The sequence below is a fragment of the Variovorax sp. V93 genome, assembly GCF_041154485.1.
GTDB classification, from domain to species: Bacteria; Pseudomonadota; Gammaproteobacteria; order Burkholderiales; family Burkholderiaceae_C; genus Variovorax; species Variovorax beijingensis_A.
Genome location: NZ_AP028669.1, coordinates 1,951,124 through 1,975,716 on the forward strand (window position 1 = coordinate 1,951,124; position 24,593 = coordinate 1,975,716).

At 67.3% G+C, this 24,593-nt stretch carries 22 protein-coding genes and 1 pseudogene; 11 read left to right on the forward strand and 12 right to left on the reverse strand.

Annotated features, from left to right (window positions below):
* Positions 1-13 precede the first annotated feature (13 nt).
* The 3 genes and pseudogenes from ACAM54_RS09225 to ACAM54_RS09235 form a co-directional block, all read right to left on the reverse strand.
* Positions 14-745: a DsbA family protein gene (locus tag ACAM54_RS09225; protein ID WP_369650507.1), complete on the reverse strand. Its 732-nt coding sequence runs from the start codon at positions 743-745 to the stop codon at positions 14-16.
* A pseudogene (locus tag ACAM54_RS09230) lies at positions 736-1,617 on the reverse strand (MBL fold metallo-hydrolase); the annotation flags it as partial. The gene ACAM54_RS09225 and the pseudogene ACAM54_RS09230, both read right to left, overlap by 10 nt.
* Positions 1,618-1,738: 121 nt before the next feature.
* On the reverse strand, positions 1,739-2,656 hold the full coding sequence (locus ACAM54_RS09235; RefSeq protein WP_369650508.1) for a LysR family transcriptional regulator: 918 nt from the start codon (positions 2,654-2,656) through the stop codon (positions 1,739-1,741).
* 98 nt (positions 2,657-2,754) lie between these two features.
* On the opposite strand from ACAM54_RS09235, the gene ACAM54_RS09240 reads away from it, so the two are divergent.
* The 3 genes from ACAM54_RS09240 to ACAM54_RS09250 are packed head-to-tail and all read left to right on the forward strand — an operon-like array spanning position 2,755 to position 5,924.
* Positions 2,755-3,702: a hydroxymethylglutaryl-CoA lyase gene (locus ACAM54_RS09240; protein ID WP_369650509.1), complete on the forward strand. Its 948-nt coding sequence runs from the start codon at positions 2,755-2,757 to the stop codon at positions 3,700-3,702.
* Positions 3,699-4,904, forward strand: coding sequence for a CaiB/BaiF CoA transferase family protein (locus ACAM54_RS09245; RefSeq protein WP_369650510.1), 1,206 nt, complete (start codon positions 3,699-3,701; stop codon positions 4,902-4,904). Before ACAM54_RS09240 ends, ACAM54_RS09245 begins: the two co-directional genes overlap by 4 nt.
* 54 nt (positions 4,905-4,958) lie before the next feature.
* Entirely contained in the window at positions 4,959-5,924 is a 966-nt protein-coding gene (locus ACAM54_RS09250) for a tripartite tricarboxylate transporter substrate binding protein (RefSeq protein WP_369650960.1), read from the forward strand.
* A 70-nt stretch (positions 5,925-5,994) separates the two neighbouring features.
* Here the strand turns inward: ACAM54_RS09250 and sugE are convergent, their stop codons facing one another.
* The 5 genes from sugE to dnaG all read right to left on the reverse strand — a co-directional run bounded on the left by sugE (position 5,995) and on the right by dnaG (position 13,438).
* Positions 5,995-6,309, reverse strand: a complete 315-nt coding sequence (gene sugE / locus ACAM54_RS09255) for a quaternary ammonium compound efflux SMR transporter SugE (protein WP_369650511.1) — start codon at positions 6,307-6,309, stop codon at positions 5,995-5,997.
* A 19-nt stretch (positions 6,310-6,328) separates the two neighbouring features.
* Complete coding sequence (locus ACAM54_RS09260) at positions 6,329-7,459, reverse strand: HPP family protein (protein ID WP_369650512.1); 1,131 nt, start codon at positions 7,457-7,459, stop codon at positions 6,329-6,331.
* 15 nt (positions 7,460-7,474) lie between these two features.
* Complete coding sequence (locus tag ACAM54_RS09265) at positions 7,475-8,710, reverse strand: multidrug effflux MFS transporter (protein ID WP_369650513.1); 1,236 nt, start codon at positions 8,708-8,710, stop codon at positions 7,475-7,477.
* Between the two features lie 100 nt (positions 8,711-8,810).
* The gene (rpoD, locus tag ACAM54_RS09270) at positions 8,811-11,162 is read right to left on the reverse strand and encodes an RNA polymerase sigma factor RpoD (RefSeq protein WP_369650514.1); all 2,352 of its coding nucleotides are present in this window, start codon (positions 11,160-11,162) and stop codon (positions 8,811-8,813) included.
* Between the two features lie 296 nt (positions 11,163-11,458).
* Positions 11,459-13,438 carry a DNA primase gene (gene dnaG, locus ACAM54_RS09275; RefSeq protein WP_369650515.1) on the reverse strand — a complete coding sequence of 660 codons (1,980 nt, stop codon included), beginning with the start codon at positions 13,436-13,438 and terminating at the stop codon, positions 11,459-11,461.
* Positions 13,439-13,520: 82 nt separating this feature from the next.
* On the opposite strand from dnaG, the gene ACAM54_RS09280 reads away from it, so the two are divergent.
* Complete coding sequence (locus ACAM54_RS09280; protein WP_209499644.1) at positions 13,521-14,462, forward strand: YihY/virulence factor BrkB family protein; 942 nt, start codon at positions 13,521-13,523, stop codon at positions 14,460-14,462.
* Here ACAM54_RS09280 and ACAM54_RS09285 read toward each other — a convergent pair.
* On the reverse strand, positions 14,410-15,168 hold the full coding sequence (locus tag ACAM54_RS09285; RefSeq protein WP_369650516.1) for a 3-hydroxyacyl-CoA dehydrogenase: 759 nt from the start codon (positions 15,166-15,168) through the stop codon (positions 14,410-14,412). The two genes, ACAM54_RS09280 and ACAM54_RS09285, sit on opposite strands and share 53 nt — an antisense overlap.
* Positions 15,169-15,298: 130 nt before the next feature.
* On the reverse strand, positions 15,299-15,850 hold the full coding sequence (locus ACAM54_RS09290; RefSeq protein ID WP_021006486.1) for a phasin family protein: 552 nt from the start codon (positions 15,848-15,850) through the stop codon (positions 15,299-15,301).
* A 188-nt stretch (positions 15,851-16,038) separates the two neighbouring features.
* On the opposite strand from ACAM54_RS09290, the gene ACAM54_RS09295 reads away from it, so the two are divergent.
* Together ACAM54_RS09295 and ACAM54_RS09300 are read left to right on the forward strand one after the other, a co-directional pair.
* The gene (locus ACAM54_RS09295) at positions 16,039-16,965 is read left to right on the forward strand and encodes a histone deacetylase (RefSeq protein ID WP_369650517.1); all 927 of its coding nucleotides are present in this window, start codon (positions 16,039-16,041) and stop codon (positions 16,963-16,965) included.
* Positions 16,962-17,405 carry an acyl-CoA thioesterase gene (locus ACAM54_RS09300; RefSeq protein ID WP_369650518.1) on the forward strand — a complete coding sequence of 148 codons (444 nt, stop codon included), beginning with the start codon at positions 16,962-16,964 and terminating at the stop codon, positions 17,403-17,405. Before ACAM54_RS09295 ends, ACAM54_RS09300 begins: the two co-directional genes overlap by 4 nt.
* 84 nt (positions 17,406-17,489) lie before the next feature.
* Here ACAM54_RS09300 and ACAM54_RS09305 read toward each other — a convergent pair whose 3' ends face one another.
* The gene (locus ACAM54_RS09305; RefSeq protein WP_369650519.1) at positions 17,490-17,903 is read right to left on the reverse strand and encodes a hypothetical protein; all 414 of its coding nucleotides are present in this window, start codon (positions 17,901-17,903) and stop codon (positions 17,490-17,492) included.
* A 38-nt stretch (positions 17,904-17,941) separates the two neighbouring features.
* Positions 17,942-18,175, reverse strand: coding sequence for a CsbD family protein (locus tag ACAM54_RS09310; RefSeq protein ID WP_093012771.1), 234 nt, complete (start codon positions 18,173-18,175; stop codon positions 17,942-17,944).
* 176 nt (positions 18,176-18,351) lie between these two features.
* Here ACAM54_RS09310 and pncB point away from each other — a divergent pair, with 176 nt between their 5' ends.
* From pncB to ACAM54_RS09335, 5 genes are read left to right on the forward strand one after another with little or no spacing between them, the layout of a single operon-like run.
* Entirely contained in the window at positions 18,352-19,572 is a 1,221-nt protein-coding gene (gene pncB / locus ACAM54_RS09315) for a nicotinate phosphoribosyltransferase (protein ID WP_145745943.1), read from the forward strand.
* Positions 19,573-19,597: 25 nt separating this feature from the next.
* On the forward strand, positions 19,598-21,010 hold the full coding sequence (locus tag ACAM54_RS09320) for a sodium:proton antiporter (protein ID WP_369650520.1): 1,413 nt from the start codon (positions 19,598-19,600) through the stop codon (positions 21,008-21,010).
* 11 nt (positions 21,011-21,021) lie between these two features.
* Positions 21,022-22,008 (forward strand): 2-hydroxyacid dehydrogenase, encoded by a 987-nt coding sequence (locus ACAM54_RS09325; protein WP_369650521.1) that lies wholly within the window; start codon positions 21,022-21,024, stop codon positions 22,006-22,008.
* A 32-nt stretch (positions 22,009-22,040) separates the two neighbouring features.
* A complete protein-coding gene (locus tag ACAM54_RS09330; RefSeq protein WP_369650522.1) occupies positions 22,041-23,408 on the forward strand; it encodes a DNA recombination protein RmuC in 1,368 nt (455 codons plus the stop codon).
* Positions 23,405-24,568 (forward strand): MFS transporter, encoded by a 1,164-nt coding sequence (locus ACAM54_RS09335; protein ID WP_369650523.1) that lies wholly within the window; start codon positions 23,405-23,407, stop codon positions 24,566-24,568. The genes ACAM54_RS09330 and ACAM54_RS09335 overlap by 4 nt, the downstream gene beginning before the upstream one ends.
* Positions 24,569-24,593 lie beyond the last annotated feature (25 nt).

The following is a 24,593-nucleotide window of genomic DNA, read 5'->3' on the forward strand; positions in this document are numbered from 1 at the left end:
GCTGAACAGCCTCTCAGATTGCGCAGCCGTCGGGCCCGCATGCGGTCGGGCCGGCGCCAGCCGCCGCCGTTGCAGGCAAGGGCGCCACGAGCCTGGCGAGCTGCGCCTTCCATTCTTCGGTACGGCCGAGCCAGGGACCGATCTCGATGCGGCTCGCGCTGCCGTCGGCCTGCGCCAGCACAAAGGTCGGAAAGCCCCGGCCGCCCGCGCGCTGCAGCAGCCGGCGGCTCGCGGCGATGTGCTCAAAGGTCGCTTCGCCGGCAAGGCGCGAGTAGGCCGATGCGAAGGCGCCTGCATCGAAGCCGAGCTCCGCTGCCAACGCCGCAAGCACATCCGCATCGGCAACGCGCCGCCCTTCGACATAGTGGGCGCGCTGCAGCCGATGGATCATGTCGAGGCCGCCGCCTTCGCGCAGCGCCTCGGCGGCGAGCACCGCGGTGGTCGGCGGCTCGGAGTCCATCACCGCGCCGGTGTCGCGCAGCAGGCCCTCGAAGTAGGCCTCGCCGAAGGGCTGGCCCGTGAGCTCGGCGATGCGGCGGTCGTGCGGCATCACGTACTCGCGCCACTGCGGCGTGATCGCGCGCCGGTTGGCGCCGGTCATCATGCCGCCGCCGTGGAAGGCGACCCTGAGACCTGGCACGTCGCGCGCCGCCTCGACCAGCGGCGCGGCTGCATAGCACCAGCCGCACATCGGATCGAAGATGTAGTGCAGCGTCGTGGTGCTGCCGTCGTTCACTGCGGCCATTTCATTTCTCCCTTGATGACCTTGGCGCCCAGTTCGAGCGACGAGGTGCCTTCGAGCTTCGGGTAGCGCTTCCTCATCGCGGAGATCAGCGCGGCCGAGTCCTTGGCCTTCTTCGCCTCGGTCTCGAAGGCCTGCAGGTAGGCGCGCGTGAACTTCACCGCGGCGAGCGCATAGGGTGCGCTGCCGTCCGGATTCGGAAGGTAGTGGCCCGGCACCACGGTCTTCGGGTGCAGCGCCTCGATGCGGCCGAGCGTCTTGATCCAGTCGCGGCGCGAGGCGGGCGTTTGCGTGTCGGCCACCCACACATGGATGTTGGCCGAGACCGGGATGCCGCCGACCACCGCCTTGAGCGAGGGAATCCACGCGAAGCTGCGTTCGGGCGTGGGGCCGTCGAGGCCGACGACCTGGATCTTGCGGCCTTCGAGCGCGATGCTGTCGCCGGCCAGCGGCTCGGGCACGACCAGCGCCTTGGGCGCGTTGTCCTTCAGGATCGGGCCCCAGTGCGCGAGCTTGCCGTCCTTGGAGGCCTGGATGGCGGCCACGGTCTGCGGCGTGGCGACGATCTTCGCGTCGGGAAATGCGACCTGGATCACGTCGAGGCCGAAGTAGTAGTCGGGGTCGCTGTGGCTGATGTAGACCGTGGTCAGCTTCTTGCCGCTGGCCTTGATCTTCTGCACCAGCGCCTCGGCGTCGTTGCGCTGGAACTGCGCGTCGACCAGCACGGCCTCGCTCTGGCCCATGACCAGTTCGGAGGACACCGGGAACATCGACTTGGCGCCGGGGTTGTACACCTCGAGCTTGAGCGGCTCGGCGGCATGGGCCGTCAGGACGGCGAAGGACAGGGCGGTGGAGAGCAGGGTTCTGCGGAACATTCGGGTCTTTCGGTGGCACGGGGTTGCCGGGATGGCGACCTGCACAGTCCGAATGCTAGGTTTCGCGAATGGAAACAAAAACCCCGCATTTGCCAATGAATAGTTTCTCATTTCGATCGAATCAGACGGCGGCCGCGCGGCCGGTGGCGCACCGTTCGAGATGCGCCACCAGCAATTGCGCCGACGGCGAGAGCGTCGCTTCGTCGCGGAAGCAGATGGCGAAGCGGCGGCGAGCCCAGGCGTCGGCGAGTGGCATCAGCCGAAGGCCGTAGGTGTCGGTAAAGGGCTGGGCCACTTCGGCCGGCACCACGCTGATCGCAAGCCCGGCCCGCACCACGCGCAGGGCGGCATCGAAGTTGGACACCAGCACGCGGTACACCAGCGGCTTGCCAGCCACCGCCGCCTCGCGCGCGAGCATCAGCTGCACGGCGCTCAGCGCGGGCATACCGACGAACTCATGGTCGAGCACGTCCTCGAAGCGCACCTGGCCGTCGCGCGCCGCGGGATGCGAAGGGTGCGCCACGATGGCCAGATGGTCGGTGCGGTAGTCGCGCCGCTGCAGCCCATCGAGGTCGGCGGCGTCCCAGCACAGGCCGATCGAGGCGCTGCCTTCGCGGATGCCGCGCACGATCTCGGGGCTGACGCGCTCTTCCATGTCGACGCGGATGTTGCGGTGCGCCGGGTTCTGCAGGAAGTTCGCCACGTCCTCGGCCAGCGATTCGGCCAGCGCCGAGGCCGAAGCCAGGATGCGCACATGCCCGCGCGCGCCGCCCGCATAGGCCGCCATGTCGCGCTCGATGCGGTGGGCGCTGCCGAGCATCGCGCGCGCATGCTCGAGCAGCGTTTCGCCGGCGGGCGTGGGCACCACGCCGCGGCGCTTGCGCAGCAGCAGCGGCGTGCCGACGGCGTCCTCGAGCTGGGCCAGGCGCTTGCTGATGGCCGAGCCGACGATGCTGGCCTGCTCGCCCGCGCGCGCGATGCTGCGGGTCTCGCAGACGGCGACGAAGAGGCGGAGGGTGGTGAGGTCGAAGTCTCGCATGGTGTTCCGTTCTGGAATCGAATGGCTTCCCAAATATACCTTCTGGATCGAATCGGAACTTCTAAGATCGACGCCGACCCTCACGACGGAGACAAGTTTTGATTCACGCCTTCCTGCCGCCCAGCGCGGTCGTTCGCGAAGTGGGGCTGCGCGACGGCCTGCAGAGCATTGCCAGAACCCTGCCCACCGCCCAGAAGCTCGAATGGATCCGCGCTGCGCACGCCGCCGGCCAGCGCGAGATCGAAGTCGGCTCCTTCGTGCCCGCGCGCCTGCTGCCGCAGCTGGCCGACACGGCCGAGCTGCTGGCCTTTGCAAAGACGCTGCCCGGGCTCGTCGCCTCGGTGCTGGTGCCCAACCTGCGCGGCGCGGAACTCGCCATTGCCGGCGAGGCCGATCTCATGATGGTGCCGCTGTCGGCCAGCCATGCCCACAGCCTCGCCAACCTGCGCAAGACGCCCGACGAAGTGGTGGCCGAGGTCGCCCGCATCCGCGCCGCGCGCGACGCCGCGGGTTCGAAGACCTTGATCGAGGGCGGCGTGGGCACTGCGTTCGGCTGCACGATCCAGGGCCACGTGGCGCCGGATGAAGTGCTGCGCTTGATGCAGGCGCTGCTCGACGCGGGCGCCGACCGCGTGGGCCTGGCGGACACCGTCGGCTATGCCGATCCCGCGATGGTCCGCAGCCTGTTCGAGCGCGCGCAGCGCATCGCGGGCGAGCGCCTGTGGTGCGGCCATTTCCACGACACGCGCGGCCTCGGGCTCGCGAACGTGTATGCCGCGCTGGAAGTCGGCATCGCGCGCTTCGACGCCTGCCTGGCCGGCATCGGCGGCTGCCCGCACGCGCCCGGCGCCAGTGGCAACGTCGACACCGAGGACCTCGTCTTCATGCTCGAAAGCATGGGCGTCGCGACCGGCGTCCAGCTGCCGAAGCTGCTCGACCTGCGCCAGCGCGTGGCTGGCTGGCTCGAAGGCGAAACGCTGCAGGGCACGGTGTGGCGCGCGGGCTTTCCTAAAACTTTCGCGGCGACTGCCGGAGTGGCTGCATGAGCACGGCGGCCGAAGAAAAACGCCTGCCGCTCACCGGCATCCGCGTGGTCGAGTTCACGCACATGGTCATGGGGCCGACCTGCGGCATGGTGCTGGCCGACCTGGGCGCCGAGGTCATCAAGGTCGAGCCGATCGATGGCGACCGCACGCGGCACCTGCTGGGCGCGGGCGCCGGCTTCTTCCCGATGTTCAACCGCAACAAGAAGAGCATCGCGCTCGACCTGCGCCATCCTCAGGGGCTCGAAGCGGCGCTGCGCCTGTGCGCCACCGCCGACGTGGTGGCGCAGAACTTCAGGCCCGGCACCATGGACAAGTACGGCCTCGGCTACGCCGCGCTCGGCAAGCTCAACCCGCGGCTGGTGTACGTGAACCACACGGGCTTCCTGCCCGGCCCCTACGACCACCGCACCGCGCTCGACGAGGTGGTGCAGATGATGGGCGGCCTGGCCTACATGACGGGCCGTCCCGGCGACCCGCTGCGCGCGGGCACCAGCGTGAACGACATCATGGGCGGCATGTTCGGCGCCATCGGCGCCATGGCCGCGCTGATGCAGCGCGCGCAGACCGGCAAGGGCCAGGAAGTGCAGTCCGCGCTGTTCGAGAACAACGTGTTCCTGGTCGGCCAGCACATGCTGCAATACGCCATCACCGGCCAGGCCGCGGCGCCGATGCCCGAGCGCATCTCGGCCTGGGCGCTGTACGACGTGTTCACGGTGAAGGATGGCGAGCAGATCTTCCTTGCCGCGGTGAGCGACGCGCAATGGACCGTGTTCTGCGACGCGCTGGGCTTCGACGACCTGAAGGCCGACCCGGCCCTGCGCAGCAACAACGACAGGGTCCGCCTGCGGCCCACGCTGCTGGCGGACCTGCGCCAGCGCCTGGCCGACCGTTCGGCCGCCGAACTGTCGGCGATCTTCGAGGCGCGCGGCCTGCCGTTCGCGCCCATCGTGCGGCCCGAAGATCTCTACCAGGATCCGCACCTGAAGGCGACCGGCGGCCTCGCCGAGATCCGCCTGCCCGACGGCGAGCGCGCCGGCCAGACCGCGCAGACGACGCTGTTCCCGATCACGCTGGGTGGCGAGCGGCTGGGCGTGCGCCTCGATCCGCCGACGCTCGGCGAGCACACGCGCGAACTGCTGGCGGAGCTCGGCTACGCGGATGCGCAGATGGCCGCGATGCAGGCCGAATCGGCCGTCGCCTGAGCGCCTTTCCAAAACCACAAAGAGAGACAAGCCATGCACACGATCCTTCCTCCGATGACCCGCCGCGCCGTCCTGGGCTTTGGCGCCTGCGCCGCCGCAGTGGCGGCATGCCCCGCGTTCGCTCAGGGCTCCGACAAGCCCATCCGCTTCATCCTGCCGATCAGCGCCGGCTCGGGCGTGGATGCCATCGTGCGTGCGGCTTCGGTCGCGCTCGGCAAGGCCTTCGGCCAGCCGGTGGTGATCGAGAACCTGCCGGGCGCGGGCGGCATCACCGGCACCTCGGTGCTCGTCAAGGCCGCCCCCGACGGGCTCACGCTCGGCATGGTGTCGAACAACCACGTCATCAATCCGGCGGTGCACAAGAAGATGCCCTTCGACGCCATCAACGATGTGACGCCGATCAGCGTGGTGGGCGCGACGCCGCTGGTGCTGGTGGTCAATCCGAAGCTTCCGGCCAAGAACGTGAAGGAACTGGCGGCGCTGCTGCGCGCCAGGCCCGAGGGCTACAACTACGCCTCTTCGGGCAACGGCACCATCATTCATCTGGCCGGCGAAATGTTCATGGACGAGGCCGGCGTGAAGGCGCGGCACATTCCCTACAAGGGCACGGGCCCGATGGTCACCGACATGATCGCGGGCCAGGTCGAGATGGGCGTGGTGGCGCTGCCCGCGGTGCTGCCGCACCTCAAGAGCGGTGCGCTGCGCGCCATCGGCCTGTGCGGCCCCGCGCGCTCGCCGGCCGCGCCCGACATTCCCACCATCGCCGAGCAGGGCCTGCCCAACTACGCCGTGGAAGGCTGGTTCGCGGTGATCGGGCCGCCGAAGATGCAGGCCGCCGACGTCCAGCGCGTGCACGATGCGGTGGCCGCGGCCTTCACGAGCGCCGAGGTGCGCGACGCCATGGACAAGCAGGGCAACATCATCAAGCCCACCTCGCCCGAGCAGGCCGCGAGCTACTTCCGCAGCGAGGCGGCGCGCTATGCGGCGCTCGTGAAGAAGGCGAACGTGGTGCTCGAATAGCCTGCGCAGCCAGCCCGCGGCTCGAGAACAAGCACGGCCAAGGCCAGGAACACCGCGGAACCGGCTGGGCTCAATTCGTCAACTTGAGCCCGAGGATGCCCGCGACGATCAGGCCCACGCAGATCAGCCGCGCGGCGTTGGCGGGCTCCTGGAACAGCAAGATCCCCAGAATCACCGTGCCCACGGCGCCGATGCCGGTCCACACCGCATAGGCCGTGCCCACGGGCAGCGAGCGCATTGCCCAGCCCAGCAGCACCACGCTGAGCACCATCGAGATCGCAGTGCCGACGGAAGGCCAGAACCTCGTGAATCCTTCGGTGTACTTGAGCCCGATGGCCCAGCCCATTTCGAGCAGGCCCGCCACCAGCAAAACCACCCACGCCATGCGCGCTCCTTGAAAGGTTTCAGTTCTCCGGCCGCACGGCACGGTAGAGAGCGCGCACGAAATCCGACTGCGTGATCATGCCTGTGAGCCGCTTTTCATGGTCGATGATGGGGATATGGTGGTGGCCGCCCTCGGAGAACAGCGGCACCAGGTCGACCACCGGTCGGTCCGCGCTGGCCACGCGCACCTGGCGCGTCATGATCTGGCCCACCACCTCCGGTTTGTTCGACACCACGGTGCGCGTGGCGCGGATCAGGTCGCGCAGCCGGCCGGCAATGCCTTCGTGGTGCTCCAGGTCGAGCTGGCGAAAGAAGTCGGCCTGCGTGACGATGCCGACCACGCGGCGCGTGCGGTCGGTGACGGGCAGTGCCTTGATGCGGCGCTGGTTCATCAGCATCCAGGCTTCCTGCAGCGGCGTGCCGAACTCCACCGACACGGGGTCGCGCGACATGATGTCGGCGCAGTGCAGGGTGCCGAGCCGCCGCTTGTACGACTCGAGCTCGGTCTGCTGGATCAGCGATTCGAGATCGTCGCGGCTGATGTCCAGCACTTGGTTGTAGCGCGCCAGCACCGCATCGATGTCGGCCTGGCTGAAGCGGGCGTCCGCCGAGGGCGGCCGCACCACCTGCACATGCGGATAGCGCCTGCCCGTGAGCGAGTTGTAGGCCACGCCCGCCAGCACCAGCAGCAGCGAATTGGTGAGGAACGGAAAGAGGGCGGACGAGAAATGCGTGGTGTGCGTGAGCACCGCGAGCAGCGCCGCCGCGCCGCCCGGCGGGTGCAGGCAGCGCGCGAAGAACATCACGCCGATGGCGGCGGCCACCGCCACCGCGGCGGCAAGGGCCGGGTCGGGAATGAAGCTCACACTGGCAATGCCGACCACCGCCGACAGCGTGTTGCCGCCGATCACCGACCAGGGCTGCGCCAGCGGACTCGCGGGCACCGCGAACACCAGCACGGCGCTGGCTCCCAGCGGCGCGATCAGCCAGACGCTGCTGCCCAGCGGCTCGGCCAGCCAGCGGCACAGCACGGCCGTGACGAGCAGGCCGATGCCGGCACCGCAGACCGCGCGCAGCCTCTCGCGCATGTCGACGGTGGTGCGGCCCGGCAACCAGGCGCGCGCGTAGGTCAGGAACGGGGAGGGCCGCATTCGGGTATCGCTCTTTCAGGTTTCGTTGGCGAGAGTTCGTCCGATCTCGGGCCAGCGGCCGTGCAGCCAGACCCAGGCGACCAGGCCGATGCCGAGCATCAGCATGGAGGTGACGGCGAGCGCCAGCGTGGAATGCATCACCAGCGGCGCGATCGCGCCGGCCACCACGCCATTGGCGGTCGAGCCGATCACGGCCTGCAGCGACGAGGCCATGCCGCGGCGCTCGGGGTGCAGGTCGAGCACCAGCAGCGTGACCACCGGCACCATCAGCGCCCAGCCGAAGGCGAACACCGCCAGCGGCCACAGCGCCCATGCCACGTGCGCATCGAAGAGCGAGTTGGCCGCCACGTTGATCACCGAGGTGATCAGCATGATCAGGAAGCCGTCGCGGATCTGCCGCTTGGGCGTCACCTTGCCCGCCATGCGGCCGCTGGCGCGCGCGCCCAGCATGATGCCGCCGATGGTCAGCAGGAAGAACCAGAAGAACTGCTGCGGCTGCAGCGCGAGGTGGTCGCCCAGGAAGGCGGGCGCGGCCAGCACGTAGAGGAACATGCCGTTGAACGGCACGCCGCTCGCGAGCGCGAGCAGCAGGAAACGCGGATCGGAACACAGGTCCCAATAGCCGCGCAGCAGGTGCCGCACATGGAAGGACTGGCGGTGCGAGGGATGCAGCGTCTCCGGCAGCAGCTTGTAGTTGGCCGCGAACAGCACCACGCCGACCGCCACCAGGAACCAGAACACCGCGTGCCAGCCCGCATGCACGAACAGGAAGCCGCCGATGATCGGCGCGATCGCCGGCGCCACGCCGAAGTAGATCGTCACCTGGCTCATCACGCGCTGCGCTTCGGCCGGCGGAAACATGTCGCGGATCACGGCGCGCGACACCACGATGCCCGCGCCGGTCGACAGGCCCTGCAGCCCGCGGAACAGCACCAGCTGCGCGATGTTCTGCGACAGCGCGCAGCCCAGCGAGGCGATGGTGAACACCGCGAGCCCCCACAGCACCACGGGCCGGCGGCCGAAGCTGTCCGACAGCGCGCCATGGAACAGGTTCATGAAGGCAAAGCCGAACAGGTAGGCCGAGAGCGTCTGCTGCATCTCGGCCGGCGTGGCGCCGATGGAGCGCGCAATGCCCGAGAAGGCCGGAATGTAGGTGTCGATGGAGAACGGACCCAGCATGCCCAGCACCGCGAGCAGCACGGCCAGTGCCCAGCGCGGGGCCTGCCAGAGTTTGTCTGCATCGGGATTCATGGCAATTGCTCCATTCTTCTTGTTTGCGTTGCACAAAAGAGAGCGCCCGCCGCCCGTATGACGGGGCGCTGCGGGCGCTTGTAGCTTCAGGGAACCCGGATTACAGAGTATCGATGAAGCTGCGCAGTTTGTCCGAACGCGACGGATGCTTGAGCTTGCGCAGCGCCTTCGCCTCGATCTGGCGGATGCGCTCGCGCGTCACGTCGAACTGCTTGCCGACTTCTTCCAGCGTGTGGTCCGTCGACATCTCGATGCCGAAGCGCATGCGCAGCACCTTGGCTTCGCGCGGCGTGAGGCTGTCGAGGATGTCCTTGACCACGTCGCGCAGGCCCGCCTGCATCGCGGCCTCGATGGGGGCCGTGTTGCTGCTGTCCTCGATGAAGTCGCCCAGGTGCGAATCGTCGTCGTCGCCGATGGGGGTTTCCATCGAGATCGGCTCCTTGGCGATCTTCATGATCTTGCGGATCTTGTCTTCCGGGATCTCCATCTTGGCGGCCAGGATGCCGGCGTCGGGCTCGAAGCCGAACTCCTGCAGATGCTGGCGCGAGATGCGGTTCATCTTGTTGATCGTCTCGATCATGTGCACCGGAATGCGGATGGTGCGCGCCTGGTCGGCGATCGAGCGCGTGATGGCCTGGCGGATCCACCACGTGGCGTAGGTCGAGAACTTGTAGCCGCGGCGGTATTCGAACTTGTCGACTGCCTTCATCAGGCCGATGTTGCCCTCCTGGATCAGGTCCAGGAACTGCAGGCCGCGGTTGGTGTACTTCTTGGCGATGGAGATCACGAGGCGCAGGTTGGCCTCGATCATTTCCTTCTTGGCATCGCGCGAGGACGACTCGCCCTCGTTCATGCGCTTGTTGATTTCCTTGAGCTGGGTCAGCGGCACCACCACGCGCGACTGGATGTCGGCGAGCTTCTGCTGCAGTTCCTGCACCGGCGGAATGTTGCGTGCGAGCACGGCGCTCCAGGGCTTGCCGGCAGCGGCCTGCTTCTCGACCCACTTCTGGTTCAGCAGGTTCGAGGGCACGCGGTTGCCGTTCTTGTCGTAGCCCGAGAAATCGCGGATGAATTCGTCCTGCGGGAAGCCGCACTTGTCCACGATGATGCGGCGCAGCTCGCGCTCCTTCTTGCGCACGTCGTCCACCTGCGTGCGAACCAGGTCGCACAGCTTCTCGATGGTCTTGGCCGTGAAGCGGATGGTCATGAGCTCGTCCGACAGGGCCTGCTGGGCCTTCTCGTAGGCGGGCGTGCCGTAGCCTTCCTTGTCGTAGATCTTGTGGACCTTCTCGAACATCGAGGCAATGCGGTCGAAGCGCTCGAGCGCATCGCGCTTGAGTTCCTCGAGCTTCTTGGTGAGGGCCTTGGAGCCGCCCTTGCCGTCGTCGTCGTCTTCCTCGTCGAACTCGTCGAAGTCTTCCTCGGCCACGTAGTCGTCGGCCTCGTTGGGGTTCGAGAAGCCGTCCACCACGGTGGAGATGACGACCTTGCCTTCACGGATGTCGGCGGCCAGGCGCAGGATCTCGGCGATGGTGGCGGGGGAGGCCGAGATGGCTTCCATCATGGCCATCAGGCCGCCTTCGATGCGCTTGGCGATTTCGATTTCGCCTTCGCGCGTGAGCAGCTCGACCGTGCCCATTTCGCGCATGTACATGCGCACCGGATCGGTCGTGCGGCCGAATTCGCTGTCCACCGTGGACAGGGCCGCTTCGGCTTCTTCCTCGGCTTCTTCCACCGTGGTGGCGGTGGGGGCGGTGTTGTTCAGCAGCAGGGTCTCGGCGTCGGGCGTCTGCTCGTACACCGCCACACCCATGTCGTTGAGCATGGTGACCACGACTTCCATGGTCTCCGCGTCGACCAGCTTGTCGGGCAGGTGGTCGGAGATCTCGCCGTGCGTGAGGTAGCCGCGGGTCTTGCCCAGGGTAATCAGCGTCTTCAGGCGCGAGCGGCGCTTGGCCAGGTCTTCCTCGGAGAGCACGGTCTCGTCGAGGCCGAACTCCTTCATCAAGGCGCGTTCCTTCGCCTTGCTGATCTTCATGCGCAGCGGCTTGACCTTTTCCTCGGTCGTGGCGGTTGCCGGTTCGTCGCCGGCCAGGTCTTCCTCGATGTCCGACAGATCGACGTCGCTTTCGGGCGCTTCGTTGCCGGCCTTGGGCTTGCGGCCGCGCTTGGCGCCGGTGGCGGGCGCGGCGGCGCCGGCGGCCTTGGGCGGGCGGCCTACCTTCTTGGCGGCAGGGGCGGCGGCAACCGCCTTGGCGGCTGCTTTTTTCGGATCGTCGATGGAGGTCGATTTCGTGGGCACGGTTTTCACTTTCGTTGCGGCTGCCGATTTGGAAGCGGCGGCACCCGACTTAGTTGCCGGCATAACGCCAGCTTTCAACGGTTTTTCTGCGACAGACTTCGCGGCGACGCTTTTGGCGAGTGAAGGAGCAGGCTTCTTTGAACTGGGCATACGACCTCGTTACAGCAAGATGGACCAAGCGGAATCACAGGCGCACCGCCACACGGCAGCGCCACCACGGTCCGGGCACAGGCACGGACGGAACAATTGGGAAAGAGGAAGAAATTCCTCGTCAGGCAAGATGTCGGGCGAACATTTGGTGTGCAGTCCTTGCGGTTATTGACCCTTTCCGACGGATTCTTTCCGTGGGAGTGCGTTGCGCTAGGGGTCGGCCCGGAGGTGCTGCTGTCGCTCTTGCCTAATTTCGCCAGTTGCGAAGCCTTACATTATAGCCTACTGCGCAAATTTCAAGCAGTTTCTGCACCGCGCGGATTCAGCCGGTTGCGCAGTTCGAGCCGCCTGGCCTCCAGCGCCTTGTAGCGTTCGAGTGCCTTGGGATCCTTTCCGACGGCGGCAATGGCCTCGCTTTGCTGGGCCTTCAGCCGATCGTCGAGCATGAAATCGAGCACGCTCGCGAGCTCCTTGGCGGCATCGGCCAGGTGCTGCTCTTCCTCGCCCTCGGGGATCGGGGCGCTTTCGGAAACGTTCATGAGGCGTTCGGCCAGCGTCTCGAAATCGAGGCCCCGCATGCCTTCGCGAAGCGCCGCCCACGGCTGCACGCCGTGCTCGTGCAGCTGGCTGTCGAGCCAGGTGAAAAGCGCCCCGTGCGGTCCCGGCAGGTCGCACAGCATCACGTGAAGCTCGTGCGACAGCGCGTCCCACTGCGCCATGTTCGACAGCAGCAGCCGCGCCGCCACGTCCGGCCGGCTCGGCGGCTTGCCCCGGCCGCGCAGCGGCTCGATCGGCGCCTCGAATTTGCCGCCCCAGCGCTTGCCCTTGATGAACTTGCGCGGCTTGCTATCGCTTTCATAGCGCGGCGGCTCATATTCGGCCGGCGGCGGCATGTCGGGGTATTCGTTTTCATGAGCCGGATCGCCCTGGCGATGGCCCGGCGCCGCGGCCGGCCTGCGCGGGCCCGGCGTGGAGGCCCAGAGTTCGGAGAGCGCCGCCGCGTCGAGCTGCACCAGCGCGGCGATCTCGCTCAGCAGCTGGCGCTTGAGCGCGCCATCGGGCATGGCGCTCCAGAGCGGACGCACATTGCTCGTCATGTGGGCGCGGCCTTCCGCGGTGGTCAGGTCGCAGCCCTCGCGCGCGGCCTCGAGCATGAAGCGCGACAGCGGCGTGGCTTCCTGGATGAAGCGCGCAAACGCATCGGCACCGAATTCGCGGATGAAGCTGTCGGGGTCGTGCTCGGCCGGCAGGAACAGGAACTTGATGCTGCGCACGTCGGTGGCGTAGGGCAGGGCGCCGTCGAGCGCCTTGCGCGCGGCGCGGCGGCCGGCGGCATCGCCGTCGAAGCTGAACACCACCGATTCGGTGAAGCGGAAGAGCTTCTGCACGTGCTCCGTGGTGCAGGCCGTGCCGAGCGTGGCCACGGCATTCGGAAAGCCGAGCTGCGCCAGGGCGACCACGTCCATGTAGCCCTCGGTCACCAGGGCGAAGCCGCGCTCGCGGAAGGCGGCGCGGGCTTCGTACAGGCCGTAGAGCTCGCGCCCCTTGCTGAACACGGGCGTCTCGGGCGAATTGAGGTACTTGGGCTTTTCGTCGCCGAGCACCCGGCCGCCGAAGCCGATGCATTCGCCCTTGACGTTGCGGATGGGGAACATCACGCGGTCGCGGAAGCGGTCGTAGCGCTTGGCGTCTTCGGCGCCGTCTTCGGTGTTGACAATCACCAGGCCGCTTTCGGCCAGCAGGGGGTCGTCGTAGTCGGGAAAGACGCTGGCAAGCGTGCGCCAGCCCGCGGGCGCGTAGCCGATGCCGAACTGCCTGGCCACTTCGCCCGAGACGCCGCGGCCCTTCAAGTATTCGATCGCGCCCGGCGCCTGCCGCAGCGCCTTGCGGTAGGCCTCGCCGGCCTTTTCGAGCACGTCGGTCAGCGTGGCTTGCTTCTGGCGCTGGCTGGCGGCGCGAGCGCGCTCGGCGGGGGAGGCGTCGTCCTCGGGCACCTGCAGGCCGTACTGGCCGGCGAGGTCGTGCACCGCCTCGACAAAACCCATGCCCGCGTGTTCCATGAGGAAGCCGATGGCGTTGCCGTGGACCCCGCAGCCGAAGCAGTGATAGAACTGCTTGGTGGGGCTGACCGAGAAGGAGGGCGACTTTTCGCCGTGAAACGGGCACAGGCCCATGAAATTGGCGCCGGCCTTCTTGAGCTGCACGTAGCGCCCGACGATTTCCACCACGTCGGCGCGCGCGATGAGTTCCTGGATGAAAGAAGCGGGGATGGTCATGTAGGCGAAGAGCGGCAAATCATACGCAAGCCTTCGAACGCCCGCGCGCGGACGCCATACTGGCTGCAGTTGGAACCCACGGATGAAGACGCTCCACCCATTGCACCACGTCGCGCCGCTGCTGCGCCATCCCCTGCGCTTCGTCTGGGATGCGCTCAAGGCTTTCCGCGCCAACCAGGGGCTGCTGCTCGCGGGCGCCGTGGCCTACTACGCGCTGCTTTCGATCGTGCCGCTGCTGATCGTGAGCGTGATCGCGATGTCCCACCTGATCGAGCAGGCCGAGCTGCTGCGCACCATCGGCCGGTACCTCGAATGGCTGCTGCCGGGGCAGTCGAAGGCGATCGTGACGGAGCTGTCGAACTTTCTCCAGCACCGCGACGTGATGGGGCCGGTGCTGTTCGTGACCATGATCTTCTTCAGCTCGCTGGCCTTCAGCGTGCTCGAGAGCGCCATGGCGGTGATCTTCCATCACCGCAAGGCCGACCACCGGCGCCATTTCCTGGTTTCGGCGGTCATGCCCTATCTCTACATCCTCTTCCTGTGCGTGGGCCTGCTGCTGGTCACGCTGGTGTCGGGCGCGCTGCAGCTGGTGGGCCAGGAGAGCGTCGACCTGTTCGGGCGCAATTGGTCGCTGTCGGGCGTCTCGGGCCTGCTGCTCTACCTGCTGGGGCTGGGCGGCGAGATCTTCATGCTGACCTCGCTCTACCTCGTGATGCCGGCCGGCCGCATGTCGCTGCGCCACGCGCTGCTGGGCGGCGTGACGGCCGCGCTGCTGTGGGAGGCCACGCGGCGCGTGCTGATCTGGTACTTTTCGACGCTGTCGCAGGTCAACGTGGTCTACGGCTCGCTCACCACGGCCATCGTGGTGCTGTTGAGCCTCGAGATCGCCGCCACGCTCGTGCTGCTGGGCGCCCAGGTCATCGCCCAGTACGAGCGGCTGGACCGCACCGGCAGCACGGCGGTGCCGCCGCTCACCGGGGCGGAAGCCGAATCGCTCCGTCGAGACGAATCACCTCCCCGTTGAGCATGTCGTTCTCGATGATGTGCCTGGCGAGCCTGGCGTAGTCCTCGGGCGTGCCCAGGCGGGAGGGGAAGGGCACGCTGGCGGCCAGTGCGTCCTGCACTTCCTGCGGCATGCCGAAGAGCATGGGCGTGCCGAAGATGCCGGGGGCGATGGTCATGTTGCGGATGCCGTTGCGCGCCAGGTCGCGCGCGATGGGCAGGGTCATGCCGACCACGCCGCCCTTCGAGGCGCTGTAGGCGGCCTGGCCGATCTGGCCGTCGTAGGCCGCGACCGAGGCGGTGGAAATCAGCACGCCGCGCTCGCCCGTGGCTTCGGGCTCGTTCTTGCTCATGGCGTCGGCCGCGAGGCGGATCATGTTGAAGCTGCCGATCAGGTTGACCGTGACGGTCTTGCTGAACACCGCCAGCGCGTGCGGGCCGTTCTTGCCCACGGTCTTTTCGGCCGGTGCGATGCCCGCGCAGTTGACCAGGCCCACCAGCTTGCCGAGCTTCTGCGCCGCGGCAACCGCGGCCTGGCCGTCGGCCTCCTGGCTCACGTCGCACTTGACGAACACGCCGCCGATGTCCTTGGCGACGGCTTCACCCTTGTCGGCCTGCATGTCGGCGATCACCACCTTGCCGCCGTTCGCCGCCAGCATGCGCGCCGTGCCTTCGCCGAGGCCCGAAGCGCCACCGGTCACGATAAAAACCTTGCCGTCGATCTGCATGGAGAGTCTCCTGAAATGAGGCCTGCATTATCGAAGACGGGCGGGGGCAAAAAAAAAGGCCTCATCCGGAGATGAGGCCCTGAATTGGATCCGTGAGGACCCAAGGAGACAACTGGTGGTGGTCGGAGGCTCAGCGCTTGCGCGAGGTGGTCGCGGTCTTGGCGGCGGCAACGGCTTGCGTCGACACGGCGTTGAAGTTGGCTTCGGCAACGTCCGACGCTTGCTTGACGGCCTTCTGGACCGATTCGAAAGCGTTGTTGGCGGCAGCCACGGCGCTCTTCAGCACGGCAACGGCGGTTTCCGAGCCGGCGGGTGCGTTCTTGGAAGCGCTGTCGACCAGGCCGACGAAGGTTTGCTGGGCTTCAGCGGCCTTGGCTTCGAAAGCCTTGGTGAACTCGGCGCCGGTGCCCTGGGCGATGTCATAAAGGTGACGGCTGTAGGCAGCGGTCTTCTCGGCCAGGGGCTGGAACAGGCTGGCTTGCAGCGTCAGCAGTTCCTGGGCGTCCTTGACGTTCAGGGCGGCTTGGGCGGTGCTTTGCGCTTCGGTCAGGGCAGCCTTGGAAGCGGTCACGTTCAGTTCGACGAGCTTCTCGACGCCTTCGAAGGCCTTGGTGGTCAGGCCGAACAGGGTTTCGAGGTTTGCTTTTTGGGCGGCGAGGATTTGGTCAGCGGTCAGGGCCATTTGAGAATCTCCGGTAAGGATGAAGGGTGGTCGGTTCACGTTGCGCTGCCTCGTCGTCCATGTTTTATGTTGCGGTGCAGCATGGCCTCAAGTATAGGCAGCACAGCTTTGCGATCAAGGGGGTTTTGCTGCTTTGCAGCAATTTAGAACACACTTTCTAAATTCGCTTCGCATCCAGAATGCAGGCCATGCGCGCGTTCTATTCCGGCCAGTTCGTCCTGCCCCTGCCTCCGGGCCACCGCTTCCCGATGTCCCGCTATGCCTTGCTGCGCGACCGCCTGCTCGAACACCTGCCGGAGGTGGACATGGACCAGGCCCCGCGTGCCACCGACGGCGAACTGGCGCTGGCCCACACCCCGCAGTGGATTGCCGCCGTCAGCGACGGCAGCGTGAGCCCGCAGGCCATGCGCGAGATCGGTTTTCCCTGGAGCGAGGCGATGGTCGAGCGCTCGCGCCGGTCCACCGGGGCGACCATCGCGGCCTGCCGGGCGGCGTTCGCCGGGGGCGTGGCGGCCAACATGGCGGGCGGCACGCACCATGCGTACGCCGACAAGGGCGGCGGATTCTGCGTCTTCAACGACGCCGCGGTGGCCGCGCGGCTGATGCAGGCGGAGCACGGCCGCGGCGGCCGGCAGCTCAGGGTCGCGGTGATCGACCTCGACGTGCACCAGGGCAACGGCACGGCCAGCATCTTCCGCAGCGATCCGAGCGTCTTCACGCTGTCGCTGCACGGGCAGAAGAACTTTCCGTTCCGCAAGGAGGCGAGCGACCTCGACGTCGAGCTGCCCGACGGCTGCGGCGATGCCGACTACCTCACCGCGCTCGAGCACGCGCTCGACGAGCTGGAGCGGCGCTTCTCGCCGGGCCTGGTGATCTACCTGGCGGGCGCGGACCCGTTCGAGCGCGACCGGCTCGGCCGGCTCAAGCTGAGCTTCGACGGCCTGGAAGCACGCGACCGGCGGGTGTTCGACTGGGCCTGGCGGCGGCGCATTCCGCTGGCCTTCGCGATGGCCGGCGGCTACGCCAGCGACATTGCAGAGACGGTGCAGGTGCAGCTGGGCACCTTCAAGGTGGCCTTCGACTACTGGCGCCGCTGGCAAAATGCCGCGCGATGAGCTCCGCCCCCAAACCCACGCCGCATTCCCGAAGCAGCTACCGCGCGTTCCGCAGCATTCCCACGCGCTGGGCCGACAACGACATGTACGGCCACGTCAACAACGTCGTCTACTACAGCTGGTTCGACACGGCGGTGAATGCGCTGCTGATCGAACGCGGCGCGCTCGACATCCACCACGGGCAGACCATCGGCTTCGTGGTCGAGACGCAATGCAATTATTTCGCCCCCATCGCCTTTCCCCAGACCGTGGAGGCCGGCATCCGGGTGGCCCGGGCCGGGCGCTCGAGCGTGCGCTACGAGATCGCGCTTTTTGCGCAGGGCGCGGAAACCGCGGCGGCGCAGGGCCACTTCGTGCATGTGTACGTGGACCGGACCACGCAGCGGCCGGTGCCATTGCCCGAGGCGCTGCAGCGCGTGGTCGATTCGCTGAAAGCCTGACCGCCCCCCCCCAAAAAAAAACGGCGCCCGAAGGCGCCGTTTTTGTCTTTTGCCGCACGGCCCCGCGGGCCGCGCCGGCCTTGCTTACATGGCCTTGGTCTTCTTCATGGCCTTGATGTCGGCCTTGCCCTGGGCTTCGTCGGCCTTGGCCTGCTTCACGCAGGCGGCCTTGGCATCGCCGGTCTGGTCGTCGCACTTTTCCTTGGCGACTTCGTACGTCGCCTTGACCTTCTCTTCGGCCACCTTGCGGGCGTGGGCGTCGCTCGGCTTGTACTGCTGTTCGAGTTCGGCCTTTGCCACGTCTTCCTTGCCCTTGGCTTCCTTCTGGCAGACGTCCTTCGCGTTGTCCTTCATCGAATCGCACTGGGCCTTGGCGACCTTGTAGTCGGCTTCGATCTTTTCCTTTGCGACCTTGTATTCGTCCTTGGTCATCGCGCCGGCCTGGGTGGCCATGAAGCAGGTGGAGGCCAGGGCGAGCATGAGCAGGTGTTTTTTCATGGTGTTCTTCCTTTGCTGTTCAGAGTGGAATCGGGAGATCAGTACTTTTCGTACCAGAGGGCGTCGGGCGTGCGCCCGTCGCGGGTTTCCCAGTCCCGCACCTGCTTTTCGGCCTCGTCGCGGCTGATGCCGTGGCGTTCCTGGATGCGGCCGAGCAACTGGTCGCGCTTGCCGGCAATCACGTCGAAGTCATCGTCGGTCAACTTGCCCCATTGCTCCTTGACCTTGCCCTTGAGCTGTTTCCAGTTGCCTTCGATGGTGTCCTTGTTCATGCGAATCTCCTTGAAAAGATGGATTCGGCGAGCTCCCCGGCTGCCGTGCACGAACTGTCGCGGTGCCTATTCACCCTGGTGGTAGGACGCCCAGTGCTGGCACCGTAGGCACAAGCCGACGGCGGCCGTGATAATCGGACGCACGCCGAAAAGCTTGGGACAACGCGCGCCGCACCATGATCATTCACAGCCTGCTCGACACCGACCTCTACAAGTTCACCATGATGCAGGTCGTGCTGCACCACTTTCCCGGAGCCCAGGTCGAGTACCGGTTCAAGTGCCGCAACCCCGGCATCGACCTGGCGCAGTTCGCGGGGCAGATCCGCGAAGAGGTGCGAAGCCTCTGCTCGCTGCAGTTCCGGGACGCCGAGCTGGCGTACCTGCGCTCGATGCGCTTCATCAAGAGCGACTTCGTCGATTTCCTGGGCCTGTTCCGGCTCAACGAGAAGTACATCAGCATCACGCCGCAGGCCTCGGGCGAGCTCGAGATCCGCATCAAGGGACCGTGGCTGCACACCATCCTGTTCGAGATTCCGGTGCTGGCCATCGTGAACGAGGTCTACTTCCGCAACACCCAGAAGAAGCCCGACTTCGAGGAAGGCCGCCGGCGCCTGGAGACCAAGATCGGGCAGCTGCAGGATGCCGGCCTGTCCGACCTCAAGATCGCCGACTATGGCACCCGCCGCCGCTTCTCCAAGGATTGGCACGAGGAGGTGCTGCGCACGCTGAATGCCAGGCTCGGTGCCGTCACCTCGCCGCCGGTGCAAGCCGAGCCCGGCGCGCGGCTGCCCCAGCTCGCGGGCACCAGCAACGTGCTCTATGCCATGAAGCTCGGCCTGATCCCGCTCGGCACCATGGCGCACGAATACCTGCAGGCCTGCCAGGGGCTCGGCCCGCGGCTGCGCGACAGCCAGATCTTCGGCTTCGAGAGCTGGGCCCGCGAATACCGCGGCGACCTCGGCATTGCGCTGTCCGACGTCTACGGCATGAGCGCCTTCCTGCGCGACTTCGACCTCTACTTCTGCAAGCTGTTCGACGGCGCGCGCCATGACAGCGGCGATCCGTTCCAGTGGGGCGAACGCATGCTGGCGCACTACGTCGCCAACCGGGTCGATCCACGCACCAAGACGCTGATCTTCAGCGACAGCCTCACGGTGCCGCGCACCATCGAGCTCTACCAGCAGTTCCGCGGCCGCTGCCAGCTGGCGTTCGGCATCGGCACCAACCTCACCAACGACCTCGGCTACGAACCGCTGCAGATCGTCATCAAGATGATCACCTGCAATGGCCAGCCGGTCGCCAAATTGTCGGACACCCCATCCAAGAACATGTGCGAGGACGAAAAATACCTGGCCTACCTGCGCCAGGTGTTCGAGATCGAGCAGCCGCCGGCCTGACGCCCGTCTGGTACGGTACGGCCCCATGAAAAAAACAGTCCGACTGGCGGCAGCCGCAGCGCTGCCGATGATGTTCCCCGCGCTGGCCATGGCGGCCGAGCTCGACGGCAGCAAGCTGTCGGCGCTCTGGGGTGTTCCGTTCGCGGGCATCCTGCTGTCGATTGCGCTGATGCCGCTGCTGGCCCCGTCGGTCTGGCACCACCACTACGGCAAGATCTCCGCCGCCTGGGCGCTTGCGTTCCTGCTTCCCTTTGCCGCGATCCACGGCGCGCCGCTGGCCGGCTCCCAGTTCGTGCACGCGCTGGTGGAGGAATACATTCCCTTCATCATCCTGCTCACGGCGCTGTTCACGGTGGCGGGCGGCATCCACATCCGCGGCAACCTGCACGGCGCGCCCGGCCTCAACACGGCCATCCTTGCCATCGGCGCGGTCCTTGCGAGCCTCATGGGCACCACGGGCGCCTCGATGCTGCTGATCCGCCCGCTGATCCGCGCCAACGACAACCGCGTGAGCAAGGCGCACGTGGTGGTGTTCTTCATCTTCATCGTCTCGAATGCCGGGGGCTCGCTCACGCCGCTCGGCGACCCGCCGCTGTTCCTGGGCTTCCTGAAGGGTGTCGATTTCTTCTGGACGGCGCGCAACATCCTGCCCAACACGCTGTTCCTCGTCGGCATGCTGCTGGCGCTGTTCTACGTCATCGACCGCCATCTCTACCGCAAGGAAGGCGTGCTGCCGTTCGACCCGACGCCGGACACCCGGCGCGTCGGCTTCGACGGCGCAGTGAACTTCTGGCTGCTGGGCGGCGTGGTGTTCCTGGTGCTGCTCTCCGGCGTGTGGAAATCGCCGGCCGGCTTCGAGGTGTTCGGCACGCACGTCGGGCTGCCGGGGCTGGTGCGCGACATCGGGCTCGTTGCCATCACGCTGCTCTCGTTCAAGACCACCGCGGCCAAGGTGCATGCCGACAACCAGTTCGAATGGGGTCCGATGGCCGAGGTGGCCAAGCTGTTCGCGGGTATCTTCCTGACCATCATCCCGGTGATCGCCATGCTCAAGGCCGGCGCGCACGGGCCGTTCGCGTCCGTGATCGCGGCTGTGACGAGGCCCGACGGCCAGCCCGATCCGGCCATGTATTTCTGGGCCTCCGGCATCCTGAGCTCGTTCCTCGACAACGCGCCGACCTACCTGGTGTTCTTCAACACCGCAGGCGGCGACCCGGCCGCGCTCATGACCACCTATGCCACCACGCTGGCCGCGATTTCGGCCGGATCCGTGTTCATGGGCGCCAACAGCTACATCGGCAACGCGCCCAACCTCATGGTCAAGGCCATTGCCGAAAGCCGCGGCGTGCGCATGCCGAGCTTCTTCGGGTACATGGGCTGGTCCGTGGCCGTCCTGATTCCGCTGTTCGTTCTTTCCACCTTCATCTTCTTCCGTTGAGAGCAGACATCATGAGCAAGCCCAAGATCCTGGTCGCCCGCGCGATCTTCCCCGAAACCATCGAGCGCCTCTCGCAGCATTTCGAGGTCGAGTCGAACCAGGCCGACGAGAGCTGGAGCAAGGAGCAGCTGATCGCCAAACTGCAAGGCAAGCAGGGCGCTTTCACCACCGGCAGCGAGCGCATCGACGCCGCGCTGCTCGACGCCTGCCCCGACCTGAAGATCTGCGCCAACATGGCCGTGGGCTACAACAACTTCGACGTCGATGCGATGGCCGCGCACGGCGTGCTCGGCACCAACGCACCCGACGTGCTCACCGAGACCACGGCCGACTTCGGCTTTGCGCTGCTGATGGCCACGGCCCGCCGCATCACCGAGAGCGAACACTTCCTGCGCGCGGGCAAGTGGCAGAAGTGGAGCTACGACATGTTCGCGGGCTCCGACATCCACGGCTCCACGCTCGGCATCATCGGCATGGGCCGCATCGGGCAGGGCATCGCCAGGCGCGGCGCGCACGGCTTCGGCATGAAGGTGGTCTATCACAACCGTTCGCGGCTCGATGCGGCGCTGGAGGCCGAATGCAAGGCCAGCTACCTGGGCAAGGAAGAGCTGCTCAAGACCGCAGACCACGTCGTGCTGGTGGTGCCGTATTCGCCGGCTTCGCACCACACCATCGGCGCGGCCGAGATCGCGCTGATGAAGTCGACCGCCACGCTGGTGAACATTGCGCGCGGCGGCATCGTCGACGACGCGGCGCTGGCCGTGGCGCTGCGCGAGAAGCGCATCGCCGCGGCGGGACTCGACGTGTTCGAGGGCGAGCCTAAGGTCCACCCCGACCTGCTGACCGTGCCCAACGTGGTGCTGACCCCGCACATCGCGAGCGCCACCGTGCCCACGCGCCGCGCCATGGCCGATCTCGCGGCCGACAACCTCATTGCCTGGTTCGGCGGCAAGGGGCCGCTGACGCCCGTCACGCCCGTTCCGCCCGCCGCCAGCTAATCGACAGACAAACACGGACCGTCATCGCCACCTTGGACACTTCCCTGATTCTTCTTCTGCTGGCCGCCTTTGCGGTGGTCCAGCTGGTGCTCGCGGTCTGGCTGCTGGCACGCCGCCAGCCTGCGCCCGACCACAGCGAGCTGCTTGCCGTGCTGTCCGCCATGGGCGCGGCCAACGAACGCACCGAGCGCGAGCTGCGCCACGAAATCGGCGAGAGCTCGCGCGGCGCGCGGCAGGAAACCGCGCAGGCCTTCGCCACCTTCCAGCAGGCGCTGGTGCAGCAGGGCGCCGAAGCCACCCGCACGCAGAACGCCCAACTCGATGCCTTCTCGCTGCAGCTCGCCTCGCTGCAGAAGACCCTGGCCGACACGCTCAACACCCAGCTGCAGGGTCTGAGCGAATCCAATGCGCGCCGCCTGTCGGAAGTGCGCGCGACCATGGAAGCGCAGCTCGCGCAGCTGCAGCAGAGCAACACCGCCAAGCTCGACGAGATGCGCAAGACCGTCGACGAGAAGCTGCAGAGCACGCTCGAAGCGCGCCTTGGCGAGAGCTTCAAGCAGGTGGCCGACCGGCTCGAGCAGGTGCACAAGGGCCTGGGCGAGATGCAGACGCTGGCCGTCGGCGTCGGCAGCCTGCAGCGCGTGCTGACCAACGTGAAGACGCGCGGCGTGTTCGGCGAGGTGCAGCTCGAGGCGTTGCTCGAGCAGGTGCTCACGTCCGAGCAATACGCCAAGCAGGTCGAGACCAAGCCGCGCAGCGGCCAGCGTGTGGACTTCGCGATCCGCTTCCCGGGCCGCGGCGACGACGGCGCCCCGGTGTGGCTGCCGATCGACGCCAAGTTTCCGCGCGACGACTACGAGCGCCTGATCGATGCGCATGAGCGTGCCGATGCACCCGGCGCCGAACTGGCGGCCAAGGCGCTCGAGGCGCGCATCCGCGTCGAGGCCCGTTCGATCGCCGAGAACTACCTGGCGGCGCCGCACACCACCGACTTCGCCATCCTTTTCCTGCCGGTCGAGAGCCTCTATGCCGAGGTGCTGCGCCGGCCGGGCCTGATGGACGCCATCCAGCGCCAGCACCGGGTGACGCTGGCCGGCCCGACCACCTTGCTTGCCATGCTCAACAGCCTGCACATGGGCTTTCGCACGCTGGCGCTGGAGCAGCAGGCCTCCGAGGTCTGGAAGGTGCTGGGGGCGGTCAAGACCGAGTTCGAGCGCTACGGCGAATGGGTCTCGCGCATCAAGGAGCAGGTGGCCAAGGCCTCCGACACGCTCGACAAGGCCGACACGCGCGCCAAGCAGATGCGCCTGGCGCTGCGCAAGGTCGAGGCGCTGCCAGAAGCGCAGTCGCAGGTGCTGCTGCCTTCCACCGCCGACAGCGAGGGCGACGACACCCCGTGAAAGGCTCCGAACTGCTGCGCGTGATCGGCGCCCAGGTCTGCCTGCACGCCACCATGGCCGGCATGCGGCTCGCAACCCCGCTGCTGGCGCTGCAACTGGGCTACAGCGCGGCGGCCGTCGGCGTGCTGATTGCGCTGTTCGCGCTCACGCAGGTGTTCCTGGCGCTGCCGGCCGGGCGCTTTGCCGACCGGCATGGGTTCAAGCGGCCGCTGTGGCTCTCGGTCATTGCGGCTTCGGCCGGCGCCGGACTCGTGCTCGTTTTTCCGACCTTCGCGATGATGTGCATCGCGGCGCTGCTGACCGGCGGCGCCACCGGCGCGACCGTCATTGCACTGCAGCGCCATGTGGGCCGCTCCGCGACCAACGCCACCCAGCTCAAGCGCGTGTTCAGCTGGCTGGCGATAGCGCCCGCGGTCGCCAATTTCGTCGGCCCGTTCGTCGCCGGCATGCTCATCGACCATGCGGGACGCGCACCCGCGGACATGCTGGCGTTCCGGGTCTGCTTCGCGGTGATGGCGGCTTTTCCCATCGTCTGCTGGCTGCTTGCGCGCGGCGCGCACGAGCCGCCGCCTGCCGCACCCGCCGCCGGCGCCATGCCCACGCGCGCCTGGGACCTGTTGCGCGAGCCGATGTTCCGCCGCCTGCTGTTCGTGAACTGGCTGCAGTCGTCGAGCTGGGATGTGCATGCCTTCGTGCTGCCGGTGCTGGGGCATGACCGCGGCATCAGCGCTTCGGTGATCGGCTCCATCCTCGGCGCCTTCGCCATTGCGGCGGCGGCCATCCGGGTGGTGCTGCCGCTGGTGGCCTCGCGCGCTTCGGAGCGCAGCGTGATCCTGAGCTCCACCTCCGTCACGGCGCTGGTGTTCGCGGTCTATCCGCTGCTCGGCTCGGCCTGGACCATGGGCCTGTGTTCCGTGATCCTCGGCTTCTCGCTCGGCGCGGTGCAGCCGATGGTGATGAGCATGCTGCACCAGATCACGCCGCATGCGCGGCACGGCGAGGCGCTGGGCCTGCGGCTCATGACCATCAACGCGTCGAGCGTGGCCATGCCGATGCTGTTCGGCTCGATCGGCGCGCTGATCGGCATCGCGGGCGTCTTCTGGGTGGTGGGCGGCGTGGTTGCGCTGGGGGCGCGGGCGACCTGGGGCCTGAAGGTCTAGCCGCCCCGCGAAGGCAGTGCGATGC